This is a genomic window from Kitasatospora sp. NPDC003701, from assembly GCF_053587085.1.
Map to the genome: position 1 here is coordinate 184808 of NZ_JBSFNM010000004.1, position 20358 is coordinate 205165.

At 72.8% G+C, this 20358-nt stretch carries 17 protein-coding genes; 11 read left to right on the forward strand and 6 right to left on the reverse strand.

The window, feature by feature from the left end:
* Positions 1-55: 55 nt before the first annotated feature.
* The gene (locus ACWDRR_RS05920) at positions 56-1201 is read left to right on the forward strand and encodes a trypsin-like serine protease (RefSeq protein ID WP_449770947.1); all 1146 of its coding nucleotides are present in this window, start codon (positions 56-58) and stop codon (positions 1199-1201) included.
* Positions 1202-1405: 204 nt separating this feature from the next.
* Here the strand turns inward: ACWDRR_RS05920 and ACWDRR_RS05925 are convergent, their stop codons facing one another.
* Positions 1406-2077: a Tat pathway signal sequence domain protein gene (locus ACWDRR_RS05925; RefSeq protein WP_449770948.1), complete on the reverse strand. Its 672-nt coding sequence runs from the start codon at positions 2075-2077 to the stop codon at positions 1406-1408.
* 390 nt (positions 2078-2467) lie between these two features.
* On the opposite strand from ACWDRR_RS05925, the gene ACWDRR_RS05930 reads away from it, so the two are divergent.
* The 3 genes from ACWDRR_RS05930 to ACWDRR_RS05940 all read left to right on the forward strand — a co-directional run bounded on the left by ACWDRR_RS05930 (position 2468) and on the right by ACWDRR_RS05940 (position 4653).
* Positions 2468-3259, forward strand: a complete 792-nt coding sequence (locus ACWDRR_RS05930; protein WP_449770949.1) for a TetR/AcrR family transcriptional regulator — start codon at positions 2468-2470, stop codon at positions 3257-3259.
* A gap of 138 nt (positions 3260-3397) precedes the next feature.
* Positions 3398-4045 (forward strand): DUF6230 family protein, encoded by a 648-nt coding sequence (locus tag ACWDRR_RS05935; protein WP_449770950.1) that lies wholly within the window; start codon positions 3398-3400, stop codon positions 4043-4045.
* A gap of 182 nt (positions 4046-4227) precedes the next feature.
* Positions 4228-4653 carry a DUF6114 domain-containing protein gene (locus ACWDRR_RS05940; RefSeq protein ID WP_449771042.1) on the forward strand — a complete coding sequence of 142 codons (426 nt, stop codon included), beginning with the start codon at positions 4228-4230 and terminating at the stop codon, positions 4651-4653.
* 167 nt (positions 4654-4820) lie between these two features.
* On the opposite strand, the gene ACWDRR_RS05945 is transcribed toward ACWDRR_RS05940, so the two are convergent.
* The gene (locus ACWDRR_RS05945; RefSeq protein ID WP_449770951.1) at positions 4821-5981 is read right to left on the reverse strand and encodes an NAD(P)-dependent alcohol dehydrogenase; all 1161 of its coding nucleotides are present in this window, start codon (positions 5979-5981) and stop codon (positions 4821-4823) included.
* 262 nt (positions 5982-6243) lie between these two features.
* Here ACWDRR_RS05945 and ACWDRR_RS05950 point away from each other — a divergent pair, with 262 nt between their 5' ends.
* From ACWDRR_RS05950 to ACWDRR_RS05960, 3 genes are all read left to right on the forward strand, one after another.
* On the forward strand, positions 6244-7185 hold the full coding sequence (locus ACWDRR_RS05950; RefSeq protein ID WP_449770952.1) for an RNA-guided endonuclease InsQ/TnpB family protein: 942 nt from the start codon (positions 6244-6246) through the stop codon (positions 7183-7185).
* Positions 7186-7212: 27 nt separating this feature from the next.
* Positions 7213-8118: a helix-turn-helix domain-containing protein gene (locus ACWDRR_RS05955; protein WP_449770953.1), complete on the forward strand. Its 906-nt coding sequence runs from the start codon at positions 7213-7215 to the stop codon at positions 8116-8118.
* Between the two features lie 183 nt (positions 8119-8301).
* On the forward strand, positions 8302-9558 hold the full coding sequence (locus ACWDRR_RS05960; RefSeq protein WP_449770954.1) for a globin domain-containing protein: 1257 nt from the start codon (positions 8302-8304) through the stop codon (positions 9556-9558).
* A gap of 13 nt (positions 9559-9571) precedes the next feature.
* Here the strand turns inward: ACWDRR_RS05960 and ACWDRR_RS05965 are convergent, their stop codons facing one another.
* Entirely contained in the window at positions 9572-10993 is a 1422-nt protein-coding gene (locus ACWDRR_RS05965; protein ID WP_449770955.1) for a selenium-binding protein SBP56-related protein, read from the reverse strand.
* A 266-nt stretch (positions 10994-11259) separates the two neighbouring features.
* On the opposite strand from ACWDRR_RS05965, the gene ACWDRR_RS05970 reads away from it, so the two are divergent.
* The 3 genes from ACWDRR_RS05970 (at position 11260) to ACWDRR_RS05980 (ending at position 14069) form a co-directional block, all read left to right on the forward strand.
* Positions 11260-12216 (forward strand): alpha/beta hydrolase, encoded by a 957-nt coding sequence (locus tag ACWDRR_RS05970; RefSeq protein WP_449770956.1) that lies wholly within the window; start codon positions 11260-11262, stop codon positions 12214-12216.
* Between the two features lie 71 nt (positions 12217-12287).
* A complete protein-coding gene (locus tag ACWDRR_RS05975) occupies positions 12288-13082 on the forward strand; it encodes a spermidine synthase (protein ID WP_449770957.1) in 795 nt (264 codons plus the stop codon).
* 150 nt (positions 13083-13232) lie between these two features.
* Positions 13233-14069, forward strand: a complete 837-nt coding sequence (locus tag ACWDRR_RS05980) for a class I SAM-dependent methyltransferase (protein ID WP_449770958.1) — start codon at positions 13233-13235, stop codon at positions 14067-14069.
* Here the strand turns inward: ACWDRR_RS05980 and ACWDRR_RS05985 are convergent.
* The 3 genes from ACWDRR_RS05985 to ACWDRR_RS05995 all read right to left on the reverse strand — a co-directional run bounded on the left by ACWDRR_RS05985 (position 14029) and on the right by ACWDRR_RS05995 (position 18735).
* Positions 14029-14211, reverse strand: a complete 183-nt coding sequence (locus ACWDRR_RS05985) for a hypothetical protein (protein WP_449770959.1) — start codon at positions 14209-14211, stop codon at positions 14029-14031. The two genes, ACWDRR_RS05980 and ACWDRR_RS05985, sit on opposite strands and share 41 nt — an antisense overlap.
* 114 nt (positions 14212-14325) lie before the next feature.
* Positions 14326-16824, reverse strand: a complete 2499-nt coding sequence (locus tag ACWDRR_RS05990) for an RICIN domain-containing protein (protein ID WP_449770960.1) — start codon at positions 16822-16824, stop codon at positions 14326-14328.
* Positions 16825-17394: 570 nt separating this feature from the next.
* On the reverse strand, positions 17395-18735 hold the full coding sequence (locus ACWDRR_RS05995) for an ROK family protein (RefSeq protein ID WP_449770961.1): 1341 nt from the start codon (positions 18733-18735) through the stop codon (positions 17395-17397).
* A gap of 319 nt (positions 18736-19054) precedes the next feature.
* On the opposite strand from ACWDRR_RS05995, the gene ACWDRR_RS06000 reads away from it, so the two are divergent.
* Entirely contained in the window at positions 19055-20356 is a 1302-nt protein-coding gene (locus ACWDRR_RS06000) for an extracellular solute-binding protein (RefSeq protein WP_449770962.1), read from the forward strand.
* Positions 20357-20358: the final 2 nt, after the last annotated feature.

The following is a 20358-nucleotide window of genomic DNA, read 5'->3' on the forward strand; positions in this document are numbered from 1 at the left end:
AGCTCTGCTGACAGGGAGTCACATCGTGTTTCGCACACGTCCACGAGCCGCGTGGATGACCGGCCTGCTGGCCTCCGCCGCGGTCGTCGGTGGCCTGCTGACCGGAGGAACGGCCAACGCCGTCGTCGGCGACACCGTGCCGAACGGGACCTACGGCTTCACCACCAAGCTCGACATCGGCGACGGCAAGCGCGCCTGCACCGGCGCACTCGTGGACCCGTACTGGGTGCTCACCGCGAGCAGCTGCTTCGCCGACGACCCGGCGCAGCCGCTGGCCCTGGCGGCCGGCGCGCCGAAGCTGAAGACCGTCGCCACGGTCGGGCGCACCGACCTCACCGGCACGGCCGGGCACGTCACCGAGGTCACCGAGCTGGTGCCGCGGGCCGACCGCAACCTGGTGCTGGCCCGGCTGGCCAAGCCCGCCCAGGGCATCGCGACCGTCGGCCTCGGCGGCGCTCCGGTGGTCGGCGAGACCCTGACCGCCACCGGCTACGGCCGGACCAAGGACGAGTGGGTGCCGCTCGCGCTGCACAGCGCCTCGTTCACCGTGCAGTCCGCGACCGCCACCACGGTCGCACTGGCCGGCCGGACGGCGGGCAAGGACGCGATCTGCATGGGCGACAGCGGTGGTCCGGCGCTGCGTCAGGTGGGCGGGTCGGTCGAGCTGGCCGCCGTCCACAGCACCTCCTGGCAGGGCGGCTGCTTCGGCAGCACCGAGACCCGCACCGGCGCGGTGGAGACCCGGGTCGACGACCTGGCCGGCTGGCTGCTGGACACCCGGCTGCACACCGCCTCGGTGAAGAACACCTTCAGCGGCCTCTGCGCCTTCGTGTCGTGGCGGACCCCGGAGTGGGGCGCGCCGGTCACCCAGATCGACTGCGACCGCCAGTTCGTCGACCAGGTCTGGGACTTCCAGCAGGTCGCGGGCGGCGGCTACCAGATCCGCAACGTCAACTCCGGCAAGTGCATGCTGGCCTCCTGGCGGACCGCGGAGAACGGCGGCCCGGTCGTCCAGGCGGACTGCGACCCGCAGTACACCGACCAGGTGTGGAAGCTGGAGAAGGTCGCCACGGGCTACCAGATCCGCAACACCTACAGCAACCGCTGCCTGGTCGCCTGGTCGGGCGACACCTCGCCGGGCTCCAAGCTGACCCAGTTCGACTGCGTCCCGCAGTACGCGGACCAGGTCTGGGCGCTCTGACGGCACCGGTGTGCCGGTGATCCGGTGCGTCGGTGATCCGGGTGCGCCGGGCGCACGGGCCGGCCGGCGGCCCGGGTGCGGAGGCGCCCCGGAGGCGTGACCGTCCGAGGGTGTGACGGTCCGGCACGGTGGAGCGGCGGGTGGCAACCTCGGTTGCCACCCGCCGCTCCTCTTCGTTTCCCGTCTACCGCCCTGCGGTGGGCGTCAGTTGATGTAGACGTGCGGGCTGCCGGCGACGGAGCTGTCGAGCACCGGCCCGTAGGTGGCGGTGAAGTAGCCCGTGGCGAAGCAGGTGCTCGGGCCAGAGACCTTGGCGAACGCCTGGGAGGCGAACCCGATGGTCTGGCCGGTGTTGTCGGTGGTGCCGGAGATGCTGCCGGGCGCGCGGTACACGCAGGTGGTGGTGCCGAGGATGGTGTTCAGCACCACCGTGGTCTGCAGCGGACCGGCCGCCGTCGGGCTGAGCGTCACGGGGTTGCCGGCCGCGTCGCTGACCGAGTTGGTGTACGGCAGGTTGTTGACCGTGATGCTCTTGACGCCGGTGACGCCGATGACGTTGGCGGTGCACGAGCCGAAGGTGTGGCTGTTGAGGCTCTCGGTGGCCACGCCCGGGGCCGCCGGGTTGCTGGTCACGGTGGCGGAGAAGGCGGAGACGGCACACTTGATGCCGGTCGTGCCGGTGGCACTGGAGTAGAAGGTGGCGTAGCTGCCCGAGACCAGGTTGGCGGTCAGGACGTCGCCGACCGCGACGGCGGGGCCGCCGACGGAGGTGTGGGTCAGCACGGTGGAGCCGGCGGCCTGGGCCGGGGTGGTGGCTGCGGTGGCCAGGGCGACGGCGGCCAGGGCCGCGGCGCCGAGGGTGCGGCGGATGCGCATGAGGGTGCCTCTCTCCGTGAGGAGCCGGGTGGGGGAGCCCGCGGGATCGCGCGGAGGTACGCGCGGCGGGGAGCGCCGCGGTTGCACGCGGCGGGGTGGTGCGGGTGGGGTGCTGAGGGGTGCGGACACGCGTCCGCTGCCGTCGGCGGGCCCGGCGCCACGGGCCCGCCGGTACGGCGGGGCGGTGCGAAGGTGCAGGAAGTGCGGGCAGTGCGGTGAGGTGCGGTGGGGGTGCACGTCGACGGCTGCCACCGCCGGGCATGCGTTCGCCATACTGAACAGTCGGAACGCGTGAAGGTTTCCGGAGGCTCAGCGCCGTCCGATTGGAAACCTGCGAGTGTTGTAAACCAGCCCTTGCGTCAATGTCAAGACAGAGCACAGGAGTTGGCGATGGACCTGGATGCCGTTCACGGTGCCGAGGCGCTGCTGCTGCCGGGGGCGCGAACCGGCCGCGACCCGGCGCGATCGATCAAACGCGGCCCGAGCCGGCTGCCGCCCGGCGTGGTCGCCGCCACCCAGCGCGAGCGCCTGCTCGACGGGCTGGTCCACACCGTGGCGGAGCACGGCTACCAGCGCGCCACGGTGAGCGACATCTGCCGGGCGGCCGGGGTGACCAGACCGGTCTTCTACGAGCTGTTCAGCGGCAAGGAGGACGCCTTCCTGGCCACCCACCGGCACGGCACCGGGGTGGTGATCCGGCGGATGGCGGCCGCCTTCGCGGCCGCGCCGGACTGGTACGCCGGCATTCACGACGCCCTGCGCGCGATGCTCGACCTGCTCGCCCGCGTCCCGGCCTTCGCCACCATGGCGGTGATCGAGATCGAGTCGGTCGGCCCGGCCGGCCGCCGTGAGCGCGAGCAACTCCTCACCCGGTTCCGGACGTTCTTCGCCGAGGTGCCCCAACCGCCGTGCGGAGTAGGGGTGGAGCCGCTGGTGGACGCCGTGGTCGGCGGTGTCTACAGCACCCTCTACCGCTGTGTCGATGCCGGTCGGACCAGCGAACTTCCCGATCAGCTGCCGATGTTGAGCCTCTTCTGCCTGGCGCCCTTCCTCGGCCCGGAGGAGGCCGCCCGGCGGCTGGCGCCGGTGACGGCGCTCGTTCCGGGCCCGCTGCGGGGGTCCGCGAACACGGACGATGATCCTTCGTGCACCCGTATTGACCCGCCGTCTACTGGGCAGTAGCTTCCCAGTAATCCACCTGCGGTCCGACCGGAGCCGCCCCGCTGCCGAGGGGCGGTCCACCCGGCCGGGCCGCAGGACGCTGTCCGCGCCAGGGCAACGTGCCAGTGCCTGCACATCCCACCACCCGAGGGAGCACACATGGCCACGTCCGAGGACGCCGCCCCCACGCCCGAAAGCACCGCCGCACCCGTCGAATCGAGAGGGCGGGTCCGACTGAGGCGCAGCGCCCTGATGGCCGTACCGGCCGTCGCCGTCGGCGCCGTTCTGATGACCCTCACCGCCCAGGGCGTCCTCGCCGCCCAGTTCGCCATCTCCGGAATGCCGTTCACCGTCACGGCCGACAGCCTGGAGGGCGTCGGCTTCGAGCAGTTCGGCAGCCTGGACCACATGATCGAGGGCAGCCCGAACGAGGGGGACACCGGCGGGCAGGTCCTGGTCATCGTCTCGGCGATCAAGCAGGCGGAGCTCACCAAGCTCTGCCAGAGCGTCGACCTCGGCGGCATCAACCTGCTGATCAAGGCCGGTGACGACGGCACACCCGTCACCGCCACCGACCTCACCACCGACTCGGACCTGGTCTCCGGCGACGCGTCGTTCAAGAACATCGAGATCGGCGGGGACGCCAGCACCTACACCAAGGCGGGCGTCCAGGGCCTGCCGGGCGTGTTCGGGCAGCAGGCGGACACCGTCACCATCCGCAATCTCCGGCAGCACAACTACGCCACCACCGCTGCGGCGTTCAAGCTGCCGCACCTGCGGCTGAGCTTCAGCTCGGAGGGCTGCTGACGGTGGCCGATCCCGTACCCGACGGCGCCGGCCCGGCCGAGGGGGGCGGCGCCGCCGTCGACCCCTCGGCGGCCGACCGCGCCGTCACCGCAGAGTCCGTCGGGGGCGGCGTTCCCGGTGGGACCGATTCCGCCGCCGATTCCGCCGACGCCGCCGCCTCGCCCGCCTCGCCCGCCGGTGCGGTGCGCGGTGGGGGAGGCTGGCGGGGCTGGCGGGGCCGGCGGCCGTTCTGGGGCGGCCTGCTGGTGCTGCTGGGGGGCGCCGAGATCCTCTTCACCCTGAAGGCGCCGCTGCCGGTCATCCTGCACATCGGCATGCAGGGGCTGGCCGGCTACCTGGTGCCGGTCGTGATGGTGATCTGCGGCCTGCTGATCCTCTTCAACCCGGCCCAGCGGCTGTTCTACTCGGTGCTCGGAGTGCTCGCGTCACTGGCCAGTTGGCTCACCTCCAACCTCGGGGGCTTCCTGATCGGCATGATCATCGGAATGGTCGGCGCCTGCCTGACCTTCGGGTGGCTTCCGGACCAGCCCCCGCGCCGGCGCCGGCTGCGCCGGGTGGCCCGGGGCACGGCGTCCGGGGGCAAGGCGGCCGGTCCGGCCGGAGCCTGAACCCGGCCCGAGCGGGGCCTGAACCCGGGCCGAGCCCGAGCGGGCCCGGCCCGACCGGCCGACGCCCCGGGCCGTGGCGCGGCCCCGCCTGCGGTGAAGGGAGAGCACCGCAGGCGGGGCGCCGTGACCGCGCGCGGTTCCGGGCCGGGACCGGCCCGGGTCGTCGCTCAGATCGTCGAGGCGTCGATCACGAAGCGGTACCGCACGTCGCTGGCCAGCACCCGCGCGTACGCCTCGTTGATCTGGTCGGCGCGGATCAGCTCGATCTCGGCGGTGACCTGGTGCTCGGCGCAGAAGTCCAGCATCTCCTGGGTCTCCGGAAGCCCGCCGATCATCGAGCCCGACAGCGACTTGCCGCCGGTCAGCAGCGCCTGCGCGAGGACCTCGACCGGCTTCTCCGGCGCGCCGACCTGGACCAGCGTGCCCTCGGACTTCAGCAGGCCGAGGTAGGCGCTCAGGTCGAGATCGGCGGACACGGTGTTGACGATCAGGTCGAAGGTGCCGGCCAGTTCGGTGAAGACGGCCGGGTCGGAGGTGGCCCGGTAGTCGTCCGCGCCGAGCCGCAGACCGTCCTCGCGCTTGCGCAGCGACTGGCTGAGCACCGTGACCTCGGCACCCTTGGCGTGCGCGATCTTCACTCCCAGGTGGCCGAGCCCGCCGAGACCGACGATCGCGACCTTCTTGCCCGGGCCCGCGCCCCAGCGGCTGAGCGGTGAGTAGAGCGTGATGCCGGCGCAGAGCAGCGGTGCGGCGGCGTCCAGCGGGAGGGTGTCCGGGATGCGCAGGGCGTACCCCTCGTCCACCACCAGCTGCGCGGAGTACCCGCCGTAGGTGGGCTCGCCGTCGTGGCCGACGCCGTTGTAGGTGAACACCGGGCCCCCGGCGCCGGTGCAGAACTGCTGCAGCCCGGCCAGGCAGTTGTCGCACTCCCGGCAGGAGTCGACGAAGCAGCCGACCCCGACCCGGTCGCCGACCGACCAGCGGGTCACCCCCGGGCCGGCCTCGGCGACCACGCCGGCGATCTCGTGGCCCGGGACCATCGGGAAGATGCCGTCGCCCCAGTCCTCGCACACCTGGTGGATGTCCGAGTGGCAGATGCCCGAGAAGCGGACGTCGATCAGGATGTCGTGCTCGCCCAGCGCCCGGCGGGGGACGGCGGTCTTCTCCAGCGGGGCCTTCGGGGCGGGGGCCGCGTAGGCGGCGACGGTCCGCTGCCCCGTGTTCGTGCTTTCGGTGCCGGTGGCGCTCGTGGTGCCCGTGGTGCTCGTGCTGCTCGTCGTGCTCGTGGTGCCCGCCGTGTTCGTTCCGGCGTTCGTCGTGTTCGTCATGTGCTTCAGCCTGCGGCGACGCGGCCCGGGCAACCAGACCAGAGGTCGTCGTACGCACGCCCAACGTACGACCGGCAGACTCACCCTCATCGGGGACCTCCGTGGATGCCCCCGGCTTTGGCCGGGGGTGGGGGCGCCCCCGCTTGCGGGGGAGAGGCGGACCGTCTGCGGAGCAGGTCGGGGTGCGGTGTTTGGCCGTCGAGGCGGACCGCCGTACGGGTGACGGCATCCGGTTGTCAGTGCCTGCCCGTAGGTTGATCTCGTGCATCTCAGGTACTCCTATCGTGTCTGTCCGACGGTGGGTCAGCGACAGGCGCTGGCCCGTACGTTCGGGTGCGCGCGGGTGGTGTACAACGATGCGCTTGCCCCGCGGAAGGCGGCGTGGAAGGCGGATCGGTCGAGGATCCCGACCGGGGCGCCGGCCAAGTCGGTGATCACCGATGCGAAGAAGACGGACGCCCGGTCGTGGCTGGGGTCCGTGTCGGTCGACGCGTTGCAGTCGTCCATCCGTGACCTGGACACGGCCTACCGGAACTTCTTCGACAGCCTGTCCGGCAAGCGGGCCGGTCGCCCGGTGGGCCTGCCGCGGTTCAAGTCGCGCAAGGACAACAGGCAGTCGCTGCGGTTCTCCCGCAACGGCTTCCGCATCCGGGGCAACGGCAAGCTGAACCTTGCCAAGATCGGTGGCGTGCGGGTCAAGTGGTCCAGGGCGCTGCCCGCCGACCCGTCGTCCGTGACGATCGTGCTGGACCCGTCCGGCCGGTACTTCGCTTCGTTCGTGGTGGACATCGAATCCGACCATCTCGCCGAGCTGGACACCGAGATCGGGATCGACCTCGGGCTGACCACCTACGCGGTGATGAAAGCCGCCCGCTACGGCAGGCACGTCGGCATCATCGGGCGGTACGAGCCCACATCGCAGGTGTGTTCCACCTGCGGAGTCCTGGACGGACCCAAGCCGTTGAACATCCGCACGTGGACCTGCGGCGCGTGCGGCACCTGCCATGACCGTGACCTCAATGCTGCTCGAAACATCCTGGCCGCCGGGCGGGCGGACAGGCTGAACGCCTGCGGAGGGCCGGTAGGACCCAGCGTGGCGATCCCACGCCGGGCACGGCCCGTTGAAACAGGAACCCACCGGAACGCCGGCGGCACCGGGCGCAAACCCCGTGCCGCAGGCGCGGCCGGAACCCCCGTGCCTTAGCGCGGGGAGGATGTCAAACTCGGGGGCATGGACCAGCGCACCGAACTCAGCGAATTCCTCCGGTCACGGCGTGCCCGGCTGCAGCCCGCGGACGTCGGCCTGCCGGATCACGGCACCCGCCGACGCGTTCCCGGGCTGCGCCGGGAGGAGCTGGCGCAGCTGGCGGGCGTGAGCACGGCCTACTACGTCCGGCTCGAACAGGGGCACGGCGAGAGCGTCTCCGCCGCCGTCCTGGACTCCATCGCCCGCGCCCTGCGCCTCACTCCGGCCGAGCGCGAGCACCTCCAGCGGATCACCAAGCCCGCCCGCCGCCGGACCGGGCGCGCCGCCGCTCGGCCGCAGCAGGTCCGCCCCGAACTGCAGCAGCTGCTCGACGCGATGGAGGGCGTCCCGGCCTACGTGCTCGGGCGGCGACTGGACATCATCGCGTGGAACCGGCTCGGCAACGCGCTGCTCGGGGACTTCTCCGCGATGGCACCCGAGCACCGCAACATGGCCTGGCACGCCTTCCTCGACCCGGCGGCGCGCGAGCTCTACGACGACTGGGAGGGCAAGGCCACCGATGTGGTCGGCATCCTGCGGTTGGACGCCGGGCGCGACCCCGACGACCCCCGGCTGGCCTCCCTGATCGGCGAACTCTCGCTCAAGAGCGCCGACTTCCGGCGCCTGTGGGCCGCGCACGACATCCGCGAGAAGGGCCACGGGACGAAGGGGCTGCACCACCCGGTGGTCGGCCGGCTCTCCCTGCGCTTCGAGACGCTGCGCCCGGCCGGGGACCCTGACCTGGTGCTGGTCACCTACCACGCCGACCCCGGGACGCCGTCGGCCGAGTCGCTGCGGCTGCTGGCCAGTTGGGCCGCGCCCGACCCGGTCGGCGCTCCCGGCCCGGCGGGTCTCGCGCCGGACGCGCGCCCGGCGGGCCGGGAGTCCTGATCGCGGGCGCCCGAGAGGGCCGATCGTCCCGGTCCCACCGGGGCGATCGGCCCTTCCGCGCCCTCCTCGCCGGGCCGTCTACTGGACCTGCCGCCGTCCGGGCCCCGGCCTGCCCGGAATCGGCCGCAGGAGGTGAACGGCCGCTTTCTGTCAGGTATCTGACGCATGGTTAGGCTGCCGTGCATGGAGCTCAGCAGCACTACCACCGAGTACGACCGGTTGATCGCGCGCCACCACGCCATGCGCCTGCGCCGGCAGTTGCTGGTGCCGGCGTCGTCCTCCCGGGCCGCGGACCGGGCGTCCGCGACCGCCGCGGCCGAGGACTACGACGGCGCGGCCGACCAGCGGCTGATCCTGGACACCCTCGCGGCCGTCGCCCCGCTGGCCGGGCTGATCGACCGGCTCTACGCGGTGATGTTCCGGCGCCGGCCGTACCTGCGCTCGCTCTTCCCCGCCTCGATGGAGTTCCAGCAGGCCCACCTTGAGCGGATGTTCGAGTACCTGATCGAGCACCTGCACCGGCCCGACCGGCTCGCCGCCACGCTCACCCAGCTCGGCCGCGACCACCGCAAGCTCGGGGTCCGCCCGGTCCACTACGAGGCCTTCGAGGAGGCGCTCCGCGAGGCGATGCGGCAGCGCGCGGGCTCCCGGTGGAACGAGGACGTCGAGGCCGCCTGGGTGCGGATGCTGCGCTTCGCGGTCGGGGCGATGTGCGCGGGCGCCGAGTCCGCGCTCGCCGAACCCCCGTACTGGCACGCCGTGGTGGTCGGTCACGAGCGACGCCGCCCCGACCTCGCCGTGCTGCGGGTGCGCACCGGCGAGCCCTACCCCTACCGGGCCGGCCAGTACGGCACCGTCGAGCACCCGCGGCTGCCGCACACCTGGCGGCAGTACTCGATGGGCTGCGCGCCGCGGGCGGACAACGAGCTGGAGTTCCACGTCCGCCGCACCGGCCCGGGCGGCGTCAGCGAGGCGCTGGTCGAGCACACCGCCGTCGGCGACCCGCTGCGGCTCGGCCCGCCACGCGGCACGCTGCTGCCCGAGGACGGTTCGCGGGACCTGCTGCTGGTGGCCGGTGGCACCGGGCTCGCCCCGATGAAGGCGATCGTCGAGGAGCTGGCCGCGCACCGCCCGCGCGGCCGCACTGTCCACCTGTTCGTCGGCGCCCGGGCCGCGGCCGACCTCTACGACTGGCCGGCCCTGGCCGAACTGGGCAGCCGCAAGCCCTGGTTGGAGCTGGTCCCGGTCGCCGACGGCACCCCCGGAGCGGGCGCGGGCCGCCGGCTCGCCGATGCCGTCCACCGCCATCGCGACTGGTCCGACCACCTCGCCTGCGTCAGCGGCCCGCCCGGCATGGTCGACGACGTCCGGGCCCGGCTGGTCGCCGCCGGCCTGCCACTCGCCCGGGTCCACCACGACCCGCTGCTGGGGCGGGTCTGAGCGCCCGGTCCGCTCAGCGGAAGCAGTACGAGTCCGAGGAGGCGTCGCCGCCCGCCAGGTGCGTCTGGTGCACCCGCAGGCCGCCGAACTCCGCACCGTGCGGGTAGAAGTGCGGGTCGACGGTGAGCCCGCCCGCCTCGGTGTCGGCGTCCAGCTTGATCAGCCAGGGCTCGATGCCGTCCGGGTAGAACTGGTCGTCCCAGGCGCCGTACAGCGAGTTGGTGAGGTAGAGCCGCCGGCCGTCCCGGCTGATCTCGACCATCTGCGGCGCGCCGCTGAGCGGCCGGTCGGGCTCGGCCGGGTGCGGCGTCCGCGCGGCCACCCCGCCGAGCCGCACCGAACCGGCCAGGCGCGGGTGGAACGGGTCCGACACGTCGAACTGGAACAACTCGCCGGTGCCCCACGCGGAGACGTACAGCCAGCGGTCGTCCACCGACAGGTTGATGTCCGTCACCAGCGGCGGGACCGCGCCGAACGGCTGCAGCGCCGGCGGCAGGTCCTCGGGCTTCGCCGGCTCGGCCGGTATCTCGATCACCTTGCGCGCGGTGAAGGCCGCCCCCTCGCGGTACCAGAGCCAGACCGAGGAGGAGAGGTCCTCGACGTTGGCCACCACGCCGACGAAGCCCCACTCGGCCTGGGGATCGTGCGCCGGCCGCAGCTCCAGCACCATCTGGTACTGGTCGCCGAGGTCGATCCGCTGCAGGTGCCGACCCGAGTCCAGCTCCCAGAAGTGCAGCGCGTGCCCGTACTTGCGGCCCAGCAGCAGCTCCGGCACCACGCCGTCCTCGACCATCCACGGCGTGCCCCACTCGCTGGTGACGCCCACGTTGGTCCCCAGGTGCCACCAGACGTCGTAGGCGAAGTGCTGCGGTCCGCGCTCCGTCTCCCAGGCCCGCAGGACGTCGAAGGTGGTGTGGTCGAGCAGTGCCACCCCGCCCGGCCCGTCCGCGCCGTCCCCGCTGCCGAGGCAGGACAGGAAGACGCCGTCCGGCCCGCAGTGCAGCGTGTGCGGGCGCGAGTACCCCGCTCTGGCCGCCAGCTCCTCGGCCCGGACGGTCTTCACCAGCCGCGGCCGCACCGGGTCCGGCCGGGTGTCCATCACGTGCAGCCGGGAGGAGCGCAGCCCGGGCAGCAGCAGGTAGCGCCGCTCCGGGTTCTCGTGGCAGGCGTGCGCGAGCGCGCTGGAGCAGGCGTTCCAGCCGAAGTGGTGCAGCTCGTCACCGAGCCCCGGCAGCTCGGCGAAGTTCAGCACCCGGCCGTAGCTCGGCGAGTCCGGATCGGTGTCGACGGTGAGCAGCGCGTCCGGCCGCCGCGCCGACCGGTCGAACCCGGCGACGTAGGCCAGTTTCTCCGGCGGCGCCGCGATCGCCTCCGCGGGGGTGCGGTAGAGGGAAGGATCGCCGTGCGCGACCTGCGGATCGTCTCCGTGCGGCATGCTTGCTCCTCAACTCGCCTCATTGGCAAGGAAAGTGACAGTGGTCCGGGTAGCGTTCCACAGAACCGCGGGCGCACAGCAGGCGCACGGGGAGCGGAGCGGGCCGCCCCGCCCGCCGCGGCGACCGGCCACCGCCGCGCACCGGCGCGCCCCGCCGCCGACCCGGGTCCGCCGAGCACGGCGGAGCTACCGGCCGGTATCGTCGGTGCTCCGGATCGGCGGCCCTGCCACCACGGCAGGCGGAGCAGAGAATGGGTACGGCGGACATGGAGTTCCGAGAAGACATCCTGGGTGCCCCCTACGAGGCGGTCGAGCTGCCGCTCACCCCCGACGAGGAGGGCGCCGTCAGCGCCACCCTGGTGCGCCGGCTCGTCCCGGGCAGCGAACGCGCGGTGCTCTACGTCCACGGGTACGTGGACTACTTCTTCCAGACCCACCTCGCCGACCACTTCGTCGAGCGCGGCTTCTCCTTCTACGCCCTCGACCTGCGCAAGTACGGCCGCTCGCTGCGCCCGCACCAGTCGCCGAACTTCGTCCGCGACCTCGCCGCCTACGACGAGGAGCTGGACGCCGCGGTGCGGATCATCCGGGAGACCGACGGGCACCGGGAGCTGCTGGTCAACGGCCACTCCACCGGCGGTCTGGTCACCGCGCTCTGGGCCGGGCGCCGGGCCGGGCGGGGCGTGGTCGACGGGCTCTTCCTCAACAGCCCGTTCCTCTCGATGCCCGCCGCCCCGGCCGTCCGCACCCTCGGCGGGCCCGCGGTGGAGGCGCTCGGCCGCTTCGCCGCCACCCGCAAGCTGCCCTCCACGCTCAACCCGCACTACGTGCACAGCCTGCACCGCGACCACCGCGGCGAGTGGGACTTCGACCTGGGCCTCAAGCCGGCCGAGGGCTTCCCGCTCTACGCCGGCTGGCTGGCCGCCATCCACCGCGGCCAGCGCCGCGTCCGGCGCGGGCTCGGCATCGACGTCCCCGTGCTGCTGATGGCCTCCACTGCCTCGATCGCCACCACCACCTGGCACGCTGGGCTGCACCACGCCGACGCCGTGCTGCGCGCCGACGACATCGCCGCCGAGGGCCCGAAGCTGGGCCGGCACGTCACGATCGTCCGGATCGAGGGCGGGATGCACGACCTCGTCCTCTCCGGGAAGGCCGCCCGCGGCGAGCTCTTCACCGAACTCGACCGCTGGCTCGGCGCCTACCTGCCGGCGTCCGCGTGAACCCGCCGGACCCGCACGGCGAGGAACCGCTCCCGGTCGGGCGCCGGACCGACCTCGGGTACGCCAAGCTCATGCCCGACATCGACCACGACGGCGGCTGGCTGCTCACCCTCGACGACACCCCGCAGTCCTACGTCGACCTGGGGGACCCGACCCATCTGGAGTTCGAGTACACCCGGCGGATCGGCCACCTCGTCGACGCCCTCGCCCCCGCCGGGCGGCCGCTCGACGCGCTCCACCTCGGCGGCGGCGCCCTCACCCTGCCCCGCTACCTCGCCGCCACCCGCCCCGGCTCGCGCCAGCGGGTGGCCGAGGTCGACGGCCCGCTGCTCGCACTGGTCGAGGAGCACCTGCCCTGGCAGGGCCCGGGAGCGGACATCACGGCGACGGTCGGCGACGCGCGGGCCGAACTGGCGGCGGTCGCGGCCGGCTCGCTGGACCTCGTCGTCGCCGACGTCTTCCACGGGTCGCGCACCCCGGCGCACCTCACCTCGGTGGAGTTCCTGCGGCTGGCGGCCGCCGCGCTGCGCCCCGGCGGGTGCTACGCCGCCAACCTCGCGGACGGCCCGCCGCTCGCCTTCGCCCGCGCCCAGGCGGCGACGGTGCGCGCCGTCTTCCCGGAGGTCTGCCTGATCGCCGAGGCTCCGGTGCTGCGCGGCCGCCGCTACGGCAACATCCTGCTGGTCGGTTCCGCCGCGCCGCTCCCGGTGGCCGACCTCTCGCGCCGCCTCGCCGGGGACATCTTCCCCGCCCGGCTCACCGAGGGCGCCGACCTGGCCGCGTTCACCGGCCGCACACCGGCGGTCACGGACGCCGGGGCGACGGACTCCCCGCCGCCACCGGACGGCGCGTTCAGCGTCGGCTGAGCGGGCCGGCGGCCTCCCCCGGCGCCGCCCTCGGGCGCGGGCCGGCCGCCGACGGCGCGCCGGGGCGCCGCGCGCCGGGGTTCGCGCCCCGCAGTGTCAGAATCGGCGGGCCGAGCCAGGAGCAGGTCCGAGAGTCCGAGGGAGCGCGTGATGAGCAGCGGGGAGCGGCCGGAGCTGGGGGAGGTGCCGGAGACGGCGCTGTGGACGCTGTGGCACCGGGCGGTGGAGGCGCGGCGGCCGGACACCGTGCTGCGCGATCCCAAGGCCGTCGAGCTGGTCGAGCGGATCGACTTCCCCTTCGCGGAGCGGTTCGGGCAGGCGGCCCTCTCCGCCCAGCTCCAGGCGCTCCGGACGGCCTGCTTCGACCGCGAGGTCGCCGACTTCCTGGCCCGGGAGCCGCGCGGCACCGTGGTCTGTCTGGGCGAGGGGCTGGAGACCCAGTACTGGCGGGTCGACAACGGGCGGGCCCGGTGGCTCACCGTGGACCTGCCCGAGTCGGTGGCGCTGCGCGAGCAGCTGCTGCCGCCCGGGCCGCGGCAGCGCTATCTGGCCGCCGACGCCACCGAGCTGGGCTGGGCCGAGGAGGTGGACCGCAGCCACGGCGTACTGGTCACCGCACAGGGCCTGCTCATGTACCTTCCACCGATGCGGGTGCGGGCCCTGATCGCGGGCTGCGCCGAGCTGTTCCCGGGCGGTTCGCTGGTACTGGACGCCATGCCGCGCTGGTTCGGCCGGCTCACGCTGAGCGGCAGGATGCGCTCCCGCGACTACCAGGCGCCCCCGATGCCGTGGGCGATGGACGCGGACGAGCGGAACAAGCTCCGCACCGCGAGCCCGGCGGTGGCCTCGGTGCGGGACGTCCGGCCGACCGGCGGACGCGGGCCGGTCGGCGCCCTGCTGCCGCTCGCGTTGACCGTCCCGCCGCTGGCGACCCGTCGGCCCTCGGTCACCGTCCTGGACTTCGCGGAGCGGCCCGAGCGGTCGTAGCCGGTGGGGATGGCGGCCCGCCGCGCGCTGCACGATCGACCCGAAGGCGTAGGCGGTGTCGAAGGTGCCGGGCGACGTACGTGCAGCCGGTCCCCGCGGTCGAGCGGAGCTTGATGATCGGGCGCAGTTCGTTGCGGGCCACGGGACCCGCTGATCGAGCGGGTGGTGTGCGGGCAAGGAGCGGGGCCTCCCGGTCGGTTCGGACGGTGTGTCCGTGCCGGCCGGGAGGCCTTGCCCTACCGAGCGGTGGCGGTGGTCAGTTGATGGTCCAGCGCTGGAGCGCGGTGCCGGCGTCGGGCTCCTGGGTGACGGGGGCGCCGTTGGTGGTGGAGGCGGTGGTGAGGAGGAGTCCGCTGTTCTTCGAGGCGATCCTGTAGCCGCCGCCGGCGGCGGGGGTGACGGTCCAGCGCTGGTTGGCGCCGGTGGTGCAGGTCCATTGGATGACGGCGGTGCCGGCGGCGGTGGATCCGCCGTTGACGTCCATGCAGAGGCCGGATTCGACGTTGGCGATGCGGTAGTCGCCGTCGGTCTGCTGGGTGAGGACCCACCGCTGGTTGGCGCCGGTGCCCGGTGTGTAGGTGATGAGCTGAGTGCCGGGAGTGGTGGAGTGCTTGGGGTCGTCGAGGGCCTGGCCGGACGCGGTGAGGGTGTGGGTCCCGTCGAGTGCGGCGGTGACGGTCCAGGTGAAGGTGGTGCTGCCGGTGGTGGTTCCGGCGGTGGCGGTGACGGTGACGGTGGAGGCTCCGGCGGTGGTGGGGGTGCCGGTGATCAGGCCGGTGGCGGTGTTGATCGACAGGCCGGTCGGCAGGCCGCTCGCGCTGTAGGACAGGGTGCCGGCGCCGCCGGCGTTCGCCTGGATCTGCAGGCCGGCGGCAGTGTTGACCTTGGTGGACTGGGCACCGGGGTCGTTGACCGTGACGACGGTCGGCGCCGGACCGGTCTGGGTGAGGGTCAGGGTCTGTTCGGCGGCACCGCGGGTCCCGCCGACCGAGCTGGTCGTCGCATTGGTCCAGGTGCGGGTCGGGGTGGTCTCGGCCGGCCGGGTGGTGTCCGTGGACAGCCCGATCACCAGGCCGCTGTAGCGGTTCACCAGGTGGTAGGTGCCGGAGGCGGACCCGCTGGTCGCGGACGTCCCGGGGATGACGAACCACTGCTGCCCGACGGCGGGGCCGCTCGTGCCGGCGGCGGTGACGATCGGCTTGGCACCCCAGGCCCGGCCCGCCTTCGAGGACGCGTCGACGCCGAGCAGCTTGCCGGTCGAGGCGTTGGTGATCCGGTAGGAGCCGTCGCCGTTGCCGGTGAACACCCAGGACTGCAGGGCGGAGGTGGAGGCCGTGGCGACCGAGGTGGTGGCCGAACTGCCCGGGACCTGGGCGAGGACCTGGCCGTTGCCGCCGGAGATCCGGTAGGCCTTGGTCGGGTCGACCAGGGCCGGGGCGGGGGAGGACGACCCGATGGTCACGTCGACGTACTCACCGGACGCGCCGCCCGAGCAGCCGAAGGCGCAGTAGGTGCGGAAGTTCTTGCCGACGACGGCCGAGCTCGTGCGGTTCGCGCTGTCGAGGAACCAGCGGTACCAGGAGGCGGTGCGGTAGCTGCCGCTGTTCCCGATCGGGTACCACTTCTGGGTGGCGAGGTTGTCGGTGGCGTAGTACTGCTGGGGCGCGTTCCCGCTCTGGTCGACGCCCTGGGGCTCGCCGATGTACAGCCCGAGATAGGCGTTGTAGGTGATGTCCATGACGAACAGCGGTGAGGTGGCCGCCATCTTGCCCGCCGCGATCTGCTGGGCCGACGTGCCGGTGTTCGCGGGGTCGTACTCACCGGAGGTCGGCGTGTAGCCGGTGGTGCTGGAGGTGTCGACCGGCACCATGTTGCTTTCCCTGCCACCCACGCCGGGTTGGGACCACGAGCCGTCGTACCACTTCTGCCAGCTGGCGGGCGCCATCTTGCCGGAGATCGGCGCGCGGGCCACGTGCTCGTTGAAGGCCTTCCAGCCGCCGCTCTTGTCCAGGACCCGCGAGCCGTAGAAGACGTAGAAGTAGCCCGAGGCGGTGTCGACGAACAGGCGCTGGTCGCCGTCCCCGTAGTAGTAGGTCTGGTTGGGGAACTGCGTGGTGTCGCCCCGGACGGTGGTGTAGGGCGAGGTGATCACGTGGTTCCTGATGGTCCACGTGCGGCCCTGGTCGGTCGAGACGGTGTAGTCGATCGCGTCGAAGTGGAGGCCGTCGTCGAAGGGTTGCGGGGTGAACTCGTTGTGCACCAGGCCGTACCAGTCGCCGGTGTCGGGGTCGACCCAGACTCCCGACAGGTCGCAGTAGTTCTTCTGCGCGTAGCTGGTGCTGCCGGTGGCGAAGCTCGCCGCGACGCCGGTCGGGCTGTTGTTGCACCGCCAGGTCGTGTCGTTGTTCCTGTCGTTGGCGTTCGCCGGGTTCACCGCGTCGCTGACGGCGCTCGACCGGGAGGCGGTGTCGAAGTCCGCCCCGGTGAAGAAGTCCCAGTACCTGGGTTCGTCGGTGCCGTACAGGGCGGCCGACTGCTGGAAGTAGAACGTGCCGTCCTTGTCGACGTACGGGACGGCGGGGGTGTCCGTCGGATGTGCGTACGACGTGGGCGACCCGACGGTGATCGTGTAGCCGGCGCTGCCGGGGGCCGCCGCGGCTGCGGGCTGGGTCGGGGCGCCGCCCAGGGCGAGGAGGGCAGTGGTGAGGGCGGTGGCGAGTGCGGCGGCGAGGGTTCTGCGGGGCGGGGACGACACGAGATCTCCTTGGGGGACGACGACGCACGGGTGGGGGAGGGCTGATCCGGGTTGCTGCTGACGGTCCCGGGCCGGCCGGCGGGGGAGGCGGTTCCACCCGGGACTGCCGTTACGCGGGCCGCCGGGGTGGTGGGTCCGCCCGGACCGGCCGGGGGCGGGTCCGGCCCGGCTGTGAGCAGACGGGTGAAGTGGGCCGGGTCGGAGAAGCCCGCGTCGCGGGCGCTCCGGGTGCGACGGCGGGCGGGTGGGGGTCCCGGTCGTGCACGGTGGCGGCCGGGTCATCGGCGTTGGTGTCGGACTGGCCGGGAAAGGGGTCCGATGATCGCTAATGATTGAAGTCAGTCAGCTTTGCGCAAATTCAATCACCCGGTTCTGGAAGGATGATGGGCGACCCGCGCCGCGCTGTCAACCCGCGTCCGCGGCGGGCGAGTCGAACGCCGATGCCGCGGGCCGGTGCGAGCGTCCCGGGCGATTCACCGGGAGCTCGAACGGTCCTTCCTCCGGGCCGTCGCCGACGGCGACCTCGTGCCGCCGCCCGCGGGGTCCGGCGGTGGTGCGCGGGGCGGGGCGTCAGGGCGACCAGGGGTCGTCGTCCTCCGGGGTGGACCGGACCGGAACGGTGGAGGGGTCCTGGAAGATGCCCGCGAGTGCCAGCAGTGCGCCACCCCGCGCGGCGTTGGAGAGTCCGAGCGTCGAGGCGGTCACGATCACCCGTGCCGCGGTGGGGGCGATCCTGCGGTCGTCGAGGACCTGTTGCGCGGCCTCCACGAGGTAGCGGCCGAACACCGCGAAGTACCCGCCGAGGACGATCCTGGGCGGATTGAGGACGTCCACCAGGACGCCGAGTCCGAGTGCGAGGTGCTCGGCGATGCGGGCGAGTGCGGTGAGCGTCTTCGGGTCCCCCGCGTCGGCCCGGTCGAGCAGGTCGCCGAGGCGTTCGGCCAGGTCGACGGAGAGGTCGTGCACCCGGTCCGTCGGGTCCGCGGCCGCGTCCAGGAAGGCCTGGAGTCCGACGGCCACCTCCCAGCAGCCGGTCCGCCCGCACGGGCAGGGCCGGTCGAGCGGGTCGAGCTTCATGTGTCCGATCTCGGAGCCGCGCAGCAGCTTGCCGCCGGAGATGCTCGCGCCACCCACGCCGATCCCGCCGGTGACGTAGACGAGTTCGCGCACGTCGTCGCCGGTGGCGGCGAGGTATTCGGCGAGGGCGCCGGACTCGGCGTCGTTCTCGACCAGGAGGGGCGGGGCGTCCCGGCCGAGCCGCGTACGCAGCTCCTGGGTGGCCCTGACGCCCCGCCAGCCGAAGTTGGTGGCGACGACGACGCTTCCGGAGGCGGCGTCGACCGATCCCTGGGTGACGAGGGTGACCCCGATCGCGCGCATGTCCCGCTCGGCCACCGTGCTCAGGCAGTCCGCGACGAGGTCGGCGACCTCGGCGAGGGCGGCCTGGGCGGTCAGTGCGGGAACGTCGATCGCGCGACGGTCCTCGCGGATGATCGTGCCGCGCAGATCGAGGGCGAGCACGGTGATGTGATCGGCGCCGATCTCGGCGCCGATGCCGCAGATCCGGCGGCCGTCGAGTTCGACCATGCGGTGCGGGCGGCCGATCGAGCCGGCGCGGTCGAGTTCGCCTTCGCGGGCCAGGCCGCGCTCTATCAGGTCGGCGACCAGGACCGAGACCGTCGCCTTGGGCAGGCCGATCGCGGTGGACAGGTGCGTGCGGGACTGCGGGCCGTTGTCGCGCAGGTGCCGTAGCACCACGCCGAGGTTGGTGCGCCGCAGCGAGGCCTTGTCGGCCGCCTCGGGGTGGCCCGCCAGGATGCCGGCCGCCCCGGTGGCCGGGGTCGTGCCCGGGCGGGAGCGGCCCGCCGGGCCGGCGCCCGTACTGGTGGTGCCGCGCTGTCCTGGCCGCACGTCGTCTCCTTGTTCCGTTCCGACCGGTTCCGTTCCGGAGTCTGCGAGCGAGAGGCCGGGGCGATCTTGGTCATGTTAGTTGATGCAGCGTTCGAAGAAACTGGCACCTGCGCAGCGGCGAAGGGTGCGCTTTGTCCATCTTCGACCGCTGTGCGGCCGGGTGGGACCTGTTCGCATAACGTTCCGGCGGAGCCCTTGACACTGCCACTCTTAATTAACACACTAGCCGAACTAACAACCCGCAGCGTCAGGCGGGTCCCCCACCACCGTGCCCCGGGCCGATTGCCCCGCCGCGGTGGGCAGTAGAGAGGGCCTCCCCATGAAGTCACGCCCGTTCAGAGCGGCCACCCTCGCCATGGCGCTCACGTCGCTGGCCTCCTTCGCCGCCGCCTGCGGCTCCGACGGATCGGCCGGCCAGGCGTCGGGGCCGGTCACCGTCGAGTTCTGGGGCTGGGCCCCCGGCTACGAGGCGTCCGTGGAGCTCTTCAACGCCGCGCACCCCGACATCAAGGTCAACTACAGCAAGATCTCGCCCGGTTCCAAGGGCGGCTACACCAAGCTGCTCAACGCGGTGAAGGCGGGCAACGCCCCCTGTCTGGGGTCGGTGGGCTTCGAGACCCTTCCCACCTTCGCCGCCGCCGGCGCCCTCCAGGACGCCACGGCCGCCGCCGCTCCCTACGCGAAGGAGTACGCCTCCTGGGCCTTCGCCCAGTCCGGGGTCTCCGGGCGCACCTTCGGCCTGCCGGTGGACATAGCCCCGATGGCGATGATCTACCGCAAGGACCTGTTCGCCAAGTACGGCATCACGAGTGCCCCCAGGACCTGGGACGAGTACGCCGCCGACGCCGCGATCATCCACGCGGCCGACCCGAACGCGTACATCGGCTACTTCGGCAACGACGCCTACAACTTCGCGGGTCTCGCCTGGCAGGCGGGTGCCAAGTGGTTCGGTACCAGCGGCGACAAGTGGACCGTGAACCTCGATGACCCGGCGACCAGGAAGGTCACCGCGTTCTGGCAGGGCCTGATCGACAAGAAGCTGGTCAAGACCGTGCCGAGCTTCGACACCGCGCTCTACAAGGGCATGGGCGAGGGTGCGATCCTCTCCGACGTCAACGCGGTCTGGGACACCCCGATCCTCGCCGACAGCGTCAAGCAGACCTCCGGCAGCTGGGCCGTCGCCCCGATGCCGGTCTGGGACGCGTCCGCGCCCACCGCGGGCAACGCCGGCGGCACCCCCAATGCGGTGCTGAAGGGCTGCAAGCACGTCAAGGAGGCGGTCGAGTTCGCCCACTGGTTCGGCACCGACCAGGCGAGCGTCAGCAACCTGATCAAGGAGACGGGCATCTACCCGGCGGCCCTCTCCGGCCTGGAGAACCCGGCGCTCCACCGGAGCGACCCGTTCTACGGCGGCCAGACGGTCTTCGACGTGTTCAAGGAGAGCGCCGGCCGGGTCGACCCCGGCTTCCAGTGGGGCCCGGTCATGACCAAGACCTCCGGTGTGCTCGGTGACGGCCTCGGCAAGGCGGGCGCGGGCGGCAGCGGCCTGGACGCCGCGCTCGCCGAGGCCCAGGCGCAGACCGTGGCCGAGATGAAGACCCAGGGCATGGAAATCGGCTGACC

Excerpts from the sequence above, each read along its gene's own strand:
- ACWDRR_RS05945 (WP_449770951.1), bottom strand. The coding sequence starts at position 5,981 with ATGACGAACACGACGAACGCCGGAACGAACACGGCGGGCACCACGAGC.
- ACWDRR_RS05920 (WP_449770947.1), top strand. The coding sequence starts at position 56 with ATGACCGGCCTGCTGGCCTCCGCCGCGGTCGTCGGTGGCCTGCTGACC.
- ACWDRR_RS05970 (WP_449770956.1), top strand. The coding sequence starts at position 11,260 with ATGGAGTTCCGAGAAGACATCCTGGGTGCCCCCTACGAGGCGGTCGAG.
- ACWDRR_RS06000 (WP_449770962.1), top strand. The coding sequence starts at position 19,055 with ATGAAGTCACGCCCGTTCAGAGCGGCCACCCTCGCCATGGCGCTCACG.
- ACWDRR_RS05925 (WP_449770948.1), bottom strand. The coding sequence starts at position 2,077 with ATGCGCATCCGCCGCACCCTCGGCGCCGCGGCCCTGGCCGCCGTCGCC.
- ACWDRR_RS05965 (WP_449770955.1), bottom strand. The coding sequence starts at position 10,993 with ATGCCGCACGGAGACGATCCGCAGGTCGCGCACGGCGATCCTTCCCTC.
- ACWDRR_RS05935 (WP_449770950.1), top strand. The coding sequence starts at position 3,398 with ATGGCCACGTCCGAGGACGCCGCCCCCACGCCCGAAAGCACCGCCGCA.
- ACWDRR_RS05960 (WP_449770954.1), top strand. The coding sequence starts at position 8,302 with ATGGAGCTCAGCAGCACTACCACCGAGTACGACCGGTTGATCGCGCGC.
- ACWDRR_RS05980 (WP_449770958.1), top strand. The coding sequence starts at position 13,233 with ATGAGCAGCGGGGAGCGGCCGGAGCTGGGGGAGGTGCCGGAGACGGCG.
- ACWDRR_RS05930 (WP_449770949.1), top strand. The coding sequence starts at position 2,468 with ATGGACCTGGATGCCGTTCACGGTGCCGAGGCGCTGCTGCTGCCGGGG.
- ACWDRR_RS05975 (WP_449770957.1), top strand. The coding sequence starts at position 12,288 with ATGCCCGACATCGACCACGACGGCGGCTGGCTGCTCACCCTCGACGAC.
- ACWDRR_RS05955 (WP_449770953.1), top strand. The coding sequence starts at position 7,213 with ATGGACCAGCGCACCGAACTCAGCGAATTCCTCCGGTCACGGCGTGCC.